The following is a 10,180-nucleotide window of genomic DNA, read 5'->3' on the forward strand; positions in this document are numbered from 1 at the left end:
CCCGCCGGCGCCGACGGTCACCGGGCGATCCTGCTCGACACCGTCGGTGATGTCTGGCTGGACGTCGCCGGCCAGGTGCTGGCGACCTTCGCCGGCCAGCGGGCCGGCACGCTGGGGGTGCTGGCGAACCTCACCGTGCCCGCGGCATACGTCCTGTGTGTGTTGGACGGCGTGCCGGTGGCCGTCGGCCGCGGCACCGTGGACGGCGACTGGCTGGGGATCTACAGCATGGCGACCGTGCCGGCCGCGCGCGGCCGGGGAGCCGCCCGCGCGGTTCTCACCAGGCTGGCGGCCTGGGCGGCCGAAGCGGGCGCGTCCCGCGCCTACCTGCAGGTCGAGCAGACGAGTACGGCGGCCCGCCAGCTGTATGCCGCCCTCGGCTTCCGCCCGGTCTACCGCTACTCCTACCGCCGGCTGCACACCGCCGCGACTCCCGGCGCCAGCGGGTGAGCGACCGGCGCCAGCGGCCGTGCGGCACCGCCGGCACGACCGCCCGGCCAGCCCGCGCGAAGAGCCAGCCGTCCTTACACTCCGCGGCAGGCCGCCCGGGGTACCGCCCGCGTTGACCAGCGTCCACCGGACACGGCCTAGCGTAGGGGGCATGACGTCCGTGCAGGCCAGCCGTGGTCTTCTGGAGCCGCTGGGTCGTACCCGCGTGATGGGTGTGGTCAATGTGACACCGGACTCGTTCTCCGACGGGGGCGCCTATCCGACCGCGGTCGACGCGGTGCGGGCCGGTCTGGCGATGGCTGCCGAGGGCGCCGACATCGTCGACGTCGGGGGCGAGTCGACCCGGCCGGGCGCGGGGCGGGTCGATCCGGCCGAGGAGCTGCGCCGGGTGCTGCCGGTGGTGACGGAGCTGGCCGCGGCGGGTGTCGCGGTGAGCGTCGACACGACCCGTCCGGCCGTCGCCGAGGCCGCGCTGGCCGCGGGCGCCGCGGTCATCAACGACGTGTCGGGTGCCGCTGACCGTGACCTGCTGGCGGTGGCCGCCGAGCGAGCGGTCCCCTACGTTCTGATGCACACCAGAGGTGTGAGCGCGGACATGGCCACCCGCGCGGTCTACGGTGATGTCGTGTCCGAGGTCGTCGCCGAGCTGCGTGAGCGCCTCGATGCCGTGTTCGCCGCCGGGATCGCGCCCGAACGGGTGATCGTCGACCCGGGGATCGGTTTCGCGAAGGAGAGCGGGCACAACTGGACGTTGCTGGCCCACCTCGACGCCATTGCCGCGCTGGGGCATCCGCTGCTGGTCGGCACGTCACGCAAGTCATTCCTGGGCAGCCTGCTCGCGGACGCCGACGAGCGTCCCCGCCCGGCCGGGGAGCGCGACGACGCGACCCAGGCGACGACCGCCCTGCTGGCGGCCGACGGGGTGTGGGCGGTCCGGGTGCACGCGGTGCGGGCCGCGGCCGACGCGGTGCGGGTCGTCCAGGCATGGCGGGAGGCCCGCGAGTGGCGGGCCCGGCCGGCTGGCGGCGGCCCCGCGCCGGCGGAGCGGACACCCGCCAGGCCGGATTCCGCCGTGTCGGACCCGGGGACGTCGGATCCGGGGAGGTCGAATCCTGGGACGTCGGATCCTGGCGTGTCGGCCCGTGGCGCGTTCCGGCTTCCGCCCACGAGCGCGGTATGACCAGCACGTCTCCTGACACGTCTACCGGTACGTCTCCCACGGCGTTCTCCGCCACGACCGCCGTGTCTCCTGCCGCGGCGGTCGTCGCGTCCGGCCGGATTGCCGTGACCGGACTGCGAGTCCGGGGTCATCACGGTGTGCTACCGGCGGAGCGCGAGCTCGGCCAGGAGTTCGTGGTGGACGCCGCGGTGTGGCTGGACACCCGGCCGGCCGCCGCCAGCGACGACGTCGCCGCCACCGTCGACTACGGGACGTTGGCACAGACGCTGGCCGGGATCGTCGCCGGGGAGCCCGTCAATCTGATCGAGACGCTCGCCCACCGGCTGGCCGACGCGTGCCTGGCCGACGACCGGGTCCTGCGGGCGGAGGTGACCGTGCACAAGCCAGCCGCGCCGATCCCGCTGCCGTTCACCGACGTCGCGGTCACCGTCACCCGGGGTCGGCGGGCATGAGCGGGGCCACGGGCCCGCACCGGCCCCAGGACGCCTCCGGGCCCGGGCCGCAGCCTCGGCCGTCGGAGCCCTGGCCGTCGGAGCCCTGGCCGCAGGAGCACCGGCCGCCGGGGCGTCCGTCGCCGGGGCGCCGGCGGCCGGGGAGCCTCGCGCGGCGACCGACGCCGGCAGGCCAGGCGCCGGCGGTGCTGGCGCTGGGCTCGAACCTCGGCGACCGCCTCGCCCAGCTGCGTGCCGCCACCCGCCTGCTGGGGTCCGTGGCGGTGTCACCGGTGTACGAGACCGCGCCTGTCGGCGGGCCCGACCAGGACGACTACCTCAACGCGGTGGTACTGGTCCCGGCGGCGCCGCCGCGGGACCTGCTCGCCGCGGCCCGGTCGGCCGAGCGGGCGGCCCACCGGGCGCGAACCGTCCGCTGGGGCCCGCGCACCCTGGACGTCGACGTGATCGCCTGTGGCGATCTGGTCAGCGACGACCCGGACATCCTGATCCCGCATCCACGCGCCCACCTGCGCGCGTTCGTCTGCGTCCCGTGGCTGGACGTCGACCCGGACGCGGCGCTGCCCGGGCACGGCCGGGTCGAGGAGCTGGTGGCCGCGCTGGACACCTCCGGGGTCCGCCGGACGCCGTGGAGTCTGTCCGGGTGAGGCCGACGCGGGCGCGGGAGCTGGTGGCGGCGGCCGTGGTGGTCGGCGTGCTGGCGTACGTGTTGCTGGCCTTCACCTATCGGGACCTGCCACGGTTCCCGCGGACGGCACCGCTGTCGCTGCTGATCGTCGGGCTGGCGGAGGCACAGACCGCCGCCATCACCCGGCGCCGGCTGCAGGGACGTCCGGGCACGAGGCCGATCCTGCCGTTGACCGTCGCCCGGCTGGCGGCGCTGGCGAAGGCGAGCAGCCTGGCCGGGGCCGCGCTCATGGGGGCGTGGGCGGCGCTGCTCGGTTACGCGCTGCCACGTCTGGACGAGTTCGGTACCGCTGACACCGACGCGGTCACCGCTGGTCTCGGGGTCGCGGCGGCGCTGGTGCTCCTTGTCAGCGGCCTCCTGCTCGAGCGGGTGTGCCGGGTCCCGAAGCCATAGCGCGCCAGTTGTGCGACCATGTGTAGCCATATCGGCGGTGGTGTCCGGTGCCGGGCGCCGGCCATCAGGGAAGATCGGCGCGAGCGTGCCGTCGGGTACGCTCGTTCCGCCGAGAAGCGTCCTTGGCGACACGCCCGTCTGGATCATGATCCGGATCGGCGTTCGCGGCTGGCACCCGCCCCGCGTGACCGGCGCTGCCAGGCGATCGAAAGCCTCGGATGACCGCGAAAGCCCAGTTGATCGAGGAGTGCGCGGTCGTGGTTTCCGCGGTGCCCGCAACCCGGAGTGTCCGTCCAGCGTCTGGTCATGATGAGGATCCCGCGATCCGGCGTTTGTCAACTGGGCGCGCGCAACGCCAGCGCAACGCCGTGGTACACCGATGGGGGGACATATGACGTGGGCGCGGATCGTGAGGAGGTTGGTCGGTGGCGGATGATATGCGACGATCTGACGCGTCGAACCCACGTCGAGCCACAGTCGCGGACGGCGTGCCGGCAACGGCGGACCGTCCCGACGCGGGGCCGGTTCCCAGCGGCCGTGGCGACTACCCTCCGAGTTCATACCAGAACCAGGATGCTGAGCGCTACTACAACGCCCGCCAGTATCAGGATCCTGGTTCGTACCGGTCTCCTGACTCTCGCCAGGGGTCTTTTTCTCCCCGGGCGCCTGTGGGCCCCCAGCCGGCGGCCGGGGGATATCAGCCGCCCGGCGGTTATCCCCCGCCAGGACCGGGAGCGTATCCGGACTCGCGGTCACCTGGCCCGCCCCAGCGGCAGGGCGTACCGCCGCGGGCCGGCTACGCCCGGGACGAGCCGGACACCGGCTACGGGCCCCCGGCGGGCTATCGCGCCGAGCCCGCCCCCGTGCCCGGCGGGTACGCTCCGGCGGCCGGATATCCCCTGACAGGCGCTCCCCAGGCCGGCGCATCCGATTTCTACGGGGAGCAGACCCGGCTCGCACCGGGGGCGAGGCCCTTCGGGCCGCCGCCGGTCGATTCCGCCCCGCGCGCGGGGGAGCCGTACCGGGAGGTACCCCGCCCGCAGGCTCCCCCCGGCGCTTCCGGCGGCCCCCAGCCCGGGGCCGCCGGCTCACGGCAGGCAGGCCGCTACCAGCCCGGCGCGCCTTACCCGCCGGATCCGCTGCCGCTCGACGGGCCGGCGGCCGGCGAAATGACGGTCTTCACGGACCTGCGGTCCAGGAAGGGCAGCGACCGTCCCGGACGCCCGGACGGTGTCCCCCCGCCCCGGACCAGGCAGGTCGGCGCCGACACGTCGACATCGACATCCCGCCGGCCAGGGCCGGACCATTCCGACGACCGCCGAGCGGGCCCGTCGGCCGCCGAGCAGGACACCACCGGTGAGCAGGTCGGCACGCTCCGGGCCGAGTCGGGTCGGCGTCGGGATGACCGGGGCGACCCCCGGTCGCCGGACCGGTCCGCGAGCCGCTCCACAGAGCGGTCCACAGAGCGGTCCACGGACCGATCCACAGGGGACGCCGGAACGCGCCGGAACCGTCCCCGGGACGCCGCCGGGCTCCCCTGGCTGCTGCGTCGACTCGTGTACGCGGTGGTGATCCTCGGTGTCGCCTTCGCTGTCGGGGGTGGAGCCGGGTTCGTGTGGCAGAAGATCAGCGGTGGTGGGGGCGGCGGTGCGGCCGCCGTCACGGCCCGGCCNCCGGCCGTCCGCGGCGTCCGGTGACCCGGCCGGCGCCACCGCGGGACCCGGAGCGCCCGCGAGCCAGCCGCCGGCCACGACGGCGCCCCCGGCGACCGTCCCGGCCGACTGGGTCGCCGTCACCGACGCGCAGCAGAAGGCGGCGTTCTCCCATCCGGCGGCCTGGCAGCAGCGTCGGGACAACACCGCGGTCTTCTTCGTCGAGCCGCCGGTGGGGAACGCGCGGTCCGGCGGCCCGCAGATGGTCGGTGTCGCCCGGGTCGCCGGGACGGACCAGGCGGCCGCGCTCACCGCCGTCCAGGGTTCGGAGTTCACCATCCAGCCCGGCGTGACCAGGGAGACCACCCGGACGGTGGCGGATCCCGGCGGCGCGCAGGTCCAGGAGTGGGTTGGCTCGTACCTGCGCGAAGGGCAGCGGGCCACCTACGTGATGCGGGCGGTGCCGGCCGGGGACGCGGTCTATGTCCTGATCGCCCGCTCGTCGGCGCAGTCGGCAGCGACCGCGACCACGCTGCTGGAGAGCCTGCGCGCCTCCTTCCGCCCGGCATGACCCCGGCGGTACGGGACGAGCTGTCTGGATGGGCAGTCTGGGGCGCCCGGGCGCACCGGGCAGGCCGGAGCGCTCTTATACACCGGTTACCAGCAGTAACACTCGATTTTGCTGGATGAGAGAGCAGGAAACGAACAGCTGTTACAGCAACTGTTTGCTTCTTGTTTCGATGCTCTGATGGCTCCGGAACCGGGCCGTATTACCTGATCGACGCTTCGTCTGTTGCCGTGCGTGCTGTCGCCGCGCGATGGTGTGGATCTCCGGTCCGACATGGGCCTCTGCCGCCGTTGGCCTTTTGTTGATGATTTTTATTGTTGTGGAATTTTTATTCCGTTGTTTTATGCGGACGCTAGACCTGTTCCGCGGCCCTGTTCCACGCAGGCGGCGCTGCCTGGAGCACCCGCCCGCGTCGGCCGGTGGCCGTAGGGCCGGCCTACAGGTCGGGTCCGGGAGCGGGTGAGCGCATCGGGGCGAGCAGCCGCCAGATCACCGTGGCGGTGTCGAAGCGTTTCGGGCCGGTGGCGGGTGGCCAACCGTGGGCGAGGCCGGGAAGCAGGAACTCCACGATCCGCTTGCCGGACGAGCACACCGTCTCCTGCCTGATCGCCGTGTACCCGTCGTGGGCGGCTGACGCGGCGCCGGCCCCAGGACCGCTCGTCGCGGTGCGGCCCCCGGCGCCAGCCGGTGGGGCGAGGGCAGCGACGGCCTGGCCGGGCGCCGCCTGTTGCGCGCCCCCGCCACGGCTGGCCGGGCCCGCGGCCCCGTCCTCGTCGAGGCCGACGAGTTGGCCGCCGGCCGCGTTTCCGATGGCGCCACCGTCGCTGCCGACCGTGAAGGTGTCCTGCGGCAGCGACGGTTCGGCGCAGCCGGCACTGGCCCGGAAGGGCGACAGGCTCTCCCGCGCCGACCGCAGGGGCGTCCCGAGCGCCTCGGACCAGGCCTCGCCGGCGTATGGGACGCGCTTGTCGAGCTGGCCGTGGATGGCCACCACGGTCACCGGTTTCGCCGGCGCGCAGCCGGCCGTCTGCAGGCTGGCCGCGACCACCGCGATCCCGGCGATCTCGCCAGCGTGCTCGCAGGCGTAACGGTAGGCGATCATGCCGCCGTTGGAGAAACCGACAAGGAACACCCGTTGCCGGTCGATCGGGTAGTGCTGCTCCAGATGCGAGATGAGCGCCCGTAACCATCCGACGTCGTCGACCTGCGCGGCCGCGGACTTTCCGCAGCAGGTGCCCGCGTTCCAGGAGGTGTTGAGCGCGTCAGGGTAGGCCACGGCGAACCCGGCGGTGCCCGCGAGCGCGTCGAAGCCCCACAGCGACTGTGGCTCCGAGCTGTCGTTGTTCAGGCTGTGCAACGCGATGACGAGTGGGAAGGGCGGGGCGACCGTGATGGCCGGCAGCGTCAGGCGTAACTGTGTCGTGCGTCCTGATCGTTCGTACGCGTCCGGCCCGGTTGTCGGGGTGGGCACGGTGATCATGAGCGTGGTCGGGGAGGGGGTTGGCAGGACGCGGTCGTACAGAGCCGCGCATCCCCCGGCACACAGGGCCAGCACGGACGTGAACACGGCGCAGCAGACCAGCACGTCACGCCGCAGCAGGCCGCGGCGGCGAGGCGAGCTACGGCGGCGGCGCTGGGACAGCAGCGCGCGGGCCAGACGGGAGGGCGGCATCACACATATTTTGTCCTGTTGGTGACAGAAGTCCGTCACCGGTGCCGGCGTTGACTCCCCCGGATGGCTCGAGTTCTGCGCGTGATGTCCGTTTCACGGTCCCGGCCGGCGAACGGAATGACTCTCGCGGATGGCAGTGGCGCGGACGGTAATGAGCCGCTGGGGCGGGCGGGTGGTGCGGGAGGCGCAGAGGGCGCGGAAGAAGGACGGCCCGCGGCGGTCCCGGTCGCTCCGGTGATCCCGGTAGGGGATCCGGTGGGAGGCCCGCTGGTCCCGCCAGCGGGTGAGGTGGCCGCTGGACTTCCGGGGCAGGCCGAATCCGTGGGCGGTCCTGTCCTGGTGGTGGATGTGGATCCGGACGCCGTGCGACCAAGATCTGTTCCGGATCTGGATGCCGAGCGGCCCAGGTCGGTGCCGGTGCCGGTGCCGGGACCGGGCACCGGGCCGGAGTCGACGGTGTTCGGGGCTGTTCCCGTGACCTGGTCCCGCTCCGGATCCGGACCAGGCTGGTCCGTCCGTACCACGCCCAGGCGCGGGCGCCCCGCCGCGTCCAGGGGAACGGTCCAGTCCACTACGCCCGCGGTGTCCAGCGCGTCCGCCGGGTCGGTGTCCGGCAGGGGCTGCAGTACCGCGGAGCGGTACTGCACGAACGCCTCCCGCGCGCGGCTTTCCAGGTCGTTGACCAGCTCGAGCTGTTCGCGGACGCGGCGTTCGCCGGCCGGCCCGGCCGCAAGCAGGTCCGACAGGCAGCGGTCGACGGCGCGACGGGCCTGTAGCCAGACCAGGAGCAGCCGGGAGCGCTCCAGGTCTGATGGCGTGTCCACCGAGATGTCTCCCCACTTCCCGCGTGCTGCGTGACGTGCTCCGTAGTGACGTGCCCCGTAAGTGGCCTTGGCTGTCGTTGGTTGCGACTCGCTGTCGTACCAGAGTGCCTTACCCACTCCTGTCGCGCGCGTCAGTTCGTGGAACGGACACGTGTCCGTTGCGGCCGTTCTGGACCGTTGTCGCTATTGCGGTGGCTGTTGGTATGGCGGCTTGCTGGTGCGGCGGCCGGCGTCGCCACAGGCGGCTTCGTTGGTGTGGCGGCCGGCGCCGCCATCGGCCCCGGACGCCGGCCGCTCCCGTGGTTGGAAGGTCATGACTGCCGGGTGGGTCCGGCGTGGCCGTCGGGTTCGCCCGTCTCCTGCCGCGGGGGGAGCGGATCCGGAGGGGTGTCCGGCCGTCTGCCGGTGCGACCGGAGGCGACCAGGTCACTCACGGAGACCACCATCGGCTCCTCGGCCGCGGAGCGTGCCCGGTTGCCGTGCCACGTCGACCGGGCGCTGGTCAGCTCCTGTCCGCCGCGACGCAGGGCCTCCTCCCAACGCTGTTGCATGGGACGGATGAGCCCGCCGCCCACCCCCACGATCGTCACTCCGGTGACGGTTGCGAGAACAGCGTAGAGCATCGGTGTTGTCACGGATGTGGCAAGGCCGAGTTCGTCCAGGGCGGCCTTGCCAAAACCGATCATGATGATGGTGGCGCTGACGACCCCCGCCGCTCCGGCGTAGGGCAGGCCGCTGAGCGCGTTGCCGACGTAGCCGCGCGCGGCGGACGCCAGGGTGGCGCCGATCACGAGGACGACGCAGGCGAGCACGGCCCGCGCCAACATGACGATGAGATCGTGAACGAGGATGCTGACCGGGTTGACCCCGAACACGCCGAGTGCCAGCTGGAGAAGTGCCAGCGCGGCGATGGCGAACGTGAGCCGCATGAGGCCGGCGCGCAGGTCGGCCGCGGGGCGACGGAGCATGCGGGCCAGCCCGCTGCGGTCGAGCAGGTTGTCGGCGCCGGCACGGACCAGGAGACGGTTGACGGCGCTGACGATGCCACGGGCCGCCAGGCCGCCGGCGAGCAGGATGAGCACGAACGCCCCGATCTTCGGCACGCTCTGGATGACGGATGTCCACGCGTCCTGGACACCCTGGTCCCAGCCGGCAGCCTGCGGTACCAATAGTCCTCCTCCGTCTAGGGGGCCAGAGGCGGCGTGATCGTGCTTGTCTCCCGCTGCCGTGGCCCGGCTCCCCGGGCCACCGTCAGGGCCGAGGGCGACGCGACCGTGTGTTTCGCGCTCGGGGTTGCGCACCGGATCGGTGTCGAACGACGACGTCTGGAGACGCCTGGAACATGCCGTAGGTCCCCACAGGGGTGGCCGCTAACAGAACACCTCATACATAGCGATCGCGCCATGTTGCCACACGGTCTCTGAAAGTAGCTTTCGTGTAGTCCATCCATGGATGCCCCGAACAAAAGGGACGTCTGGTTGCCAGCGAGATGGCAGCACCCCGAGGTGGAGCGCTGCCAGGCACAACGGCGCTGCCAGGCACAACAACGCCGCGAGGTGGCGGTAGCCCAGGCCCGTCGGCCCCGTCTCCCCGGCCACCGCCGGGGAGACGGTCCTCTCCTGACCGGCGTGCCGCCTACTGGTTGGCGGTCTTTCGGACGATCTGCTTGGCGATCCGGTTCACGACGGCCTGGTCGGGTGCGTCGAACACCCGGCCGACCAGGAAGGAGCTCTGCACCTGGCCGGCGAAGACGAACATCACGTCGAACGTCATCGGCACCGCCGGCCCGTCGAGGGTCATCGACGCCTTCACCCTGGTCAGCGCGGTGACACCGGCCGGGGGCGTGCGTTTCGTCGTCGACAGGATCGTGAAAGTGCTGCCCTCGGGCAGGTCGGCGGCCTCGGTGTACCCGCGTTTGAGCAGGTCACCGACGCAGGAGGGGAAGGACGGATCGGCCGCGATCCGGACCGCCTCCGTTATCACCTCGGCCGGGTAGACCGCCGCCACCGAACCCATGAAGACCAGGTTGTCGTTCGTGGCGAAGTAGGGTCCCTTGGCTGAGTCCAGCGGCTCGATCTTCGGATCGGCTCCCGACCTCCCGACACACGCCGCGAAGCCGGTCATCGCGGCTACGGAGAGGGCTCCACGGTTGTCCAGGGACGTGCTCGCGTTGAAGCCGGTGGTTTCCGGCCCCTCGGTCAGCACGTAGTCCCCCGCGTGCAGGTTCGTCCGGGCGGCTGCCGACGCGACCGGGACCACCGGCTGTTCCGGCGTCGTGTTGCCGGCGGGCTGCCGTGACCC

9 protein-coding genes are annotated in these 10,180 nt (G+C 72.6%); 5 read left to right on the plus strand and 4 right to left on the minus strand.

Features of this window, described 5'->3' with window-relative positions:
- The 5 genes from FrCorBMG51_RS31655 to FrCorBMG51_RS17610 all read left to right on the plus strand — a co-directional run.
- On the plus strand, positions 1 to 450 hold a 450-nt coding region (locus FrCorBMG51_RS31655; protein ID WP_235433686.1), incomplete at its 5' end, for a GNAT family N-acetyltransferase.
- Between the two features lie 151 nt (positions 451 to 601).
- Complete coding sequence (folP, locus tag FrCorBMG51_RS17595; RefSeq protein WP_047224156.1) at positions 602 to 1,630, plus strand: dihydropteroate synthase; 1,029 nt, start codon at positions 602 to 604, stop codon at positions 1,628 to 1,630.
- Positions 1,627 to 2,082: a dihydroneopterin aldolase gene (folB, locus tag FrCorBMG51_RS17600; RefSeq protein ID WP_083731190.1), complete on the plus strand. Its 456-nt coding sequence runs from the start codon at positions 1,627 to 1,629 to the stop codon at positions 2,080 to 2,082. Before folP ends, folB begins: the two co-directional genes overlap by 4 nt.
- Before the next feature lie 185 nt (positions 2,083 to 2,267).
- The gene (gene folK / locus FrCorBMG51_RS17605) at positions 2,268 to 2,729 is read left to right on the plus strand and encodes a 2-amino-4-hydroxy-6-hydroxymethyldihydropteridine diphosphokinase (protein WP_013871806.1); all 462 of its coding nucleotides are present in this window, start codon (positions 2,268 to 2,270) and stop codon (positions 2,727 to 2,729) included.
- Positions 2,726 to 3,163, plus strand: a complete 438-nt coding sequence (locus FrCorBMG51_RS17610; protein ID WP_047224158.1) for a DUF3180 domain-containing protein — start codon at positions 2,726 to 2,728, stop codon at positions 3,161 to 3,163. The genes folK and FrCorBMG51_RS17610 overlap by 4 nt, the downstream gene beginning before the upstream one ends.
- Positions 3,164 to 5,819: 2,656 nt before the next feature.
- On the opposite strand, the gene FrCorBMG51_RS17625 is transcribed toward FrCorBMG51_RS17610, so the two are convergent.
- The 4 genes from FrCorBMG51_RS17625 to FrCorBMG51_RS17640 form a co-directional block, all read right to left on the minus strand.
- On the minus strand, positions 5,820 to 7,055 hold the full coding sequence (locus tag FrCorBMG51_RS17625) for a CE1 family esterase (RefSeq protein ID WP_235433687.1): 1,236 nt from the start codon (positions 7,053 to 7,055) through the stop codon (positions 5,820 to 5,822).
- Between the two features lie 35 nt (positions 7,056 to 7,090).
- Positions 7,091 to 7,879, minus strand: coding sequence for a hypothetical protein (locus tag FrCorBMG51_RS32645; protein ID WP_076844274.1), 789 nt, complete (start codon positions 7,877 to 7,879; stop codon positions 7,091 to 7,093).
- A 311-nt stretch (positions 7,880 to 8,190) separates the two neighbouring features.
- Complete coding sequence (locus FrCorBMG51_RS17635; protein ID WP_052914791.1) at positions 8,191 to 9,048, minus strand: mechanosensitive ion channel family protein; 858 nt, start codon at positions 9,046 to 9,048, stop codon at positions 8,191 to 8,193.
- Positions 9,049 to 9,514: 466 nt separating this feature from the next.
- Positions 9,515 to 10,138 carry a hypothetical protein gene (locus FrCorBMG51_RS17640; RefSeq protein ID WP_047224162.1) on the minus strand — a complete coding sequence of 208 codons (624 nt, stop codon included), beginning with the start codon at positions 10,136 to 10,138 and terminating at the stop codon, positions 9,515 to 9,517.
- Positions 10,139 to 10,180: the final 42 nt, after the last annotated feature.

The organism is Protofrankia coriariae, from assembly GCF_001017755.1.
Taxonomy (GTDB): Bacteria; Actinomycetota; Actinomycetes; order Frankiales; family Frankiaceae; genus Protofrankia; species Protofrankia coriariae.

Excerpts from the sequence above, each read along its gene's own strand:
- folP (WP_047224156.1), top strand. The coding sequence starts at position 602 with ATGACGTCCGTGCAGGCCAGCCGTGGTCTTCTGGAGCCGCTGGGTCGT.
- folB (WP_083731190.1), top strand. The coding sequence starts at position 1,627 with ATGACCAGCACGTCTCCTGACACGTCTACCGGTACGTCTCCCACGGCG.
- FrCorBMG51_RS17625 (WP_235433687.1), bottom strand. The coding sequence starts at position 7,055 with ATGCCGCCCTCCCGTCTGGCCCGCGCGCTGCTGTCCCAGCGCCGCCGC.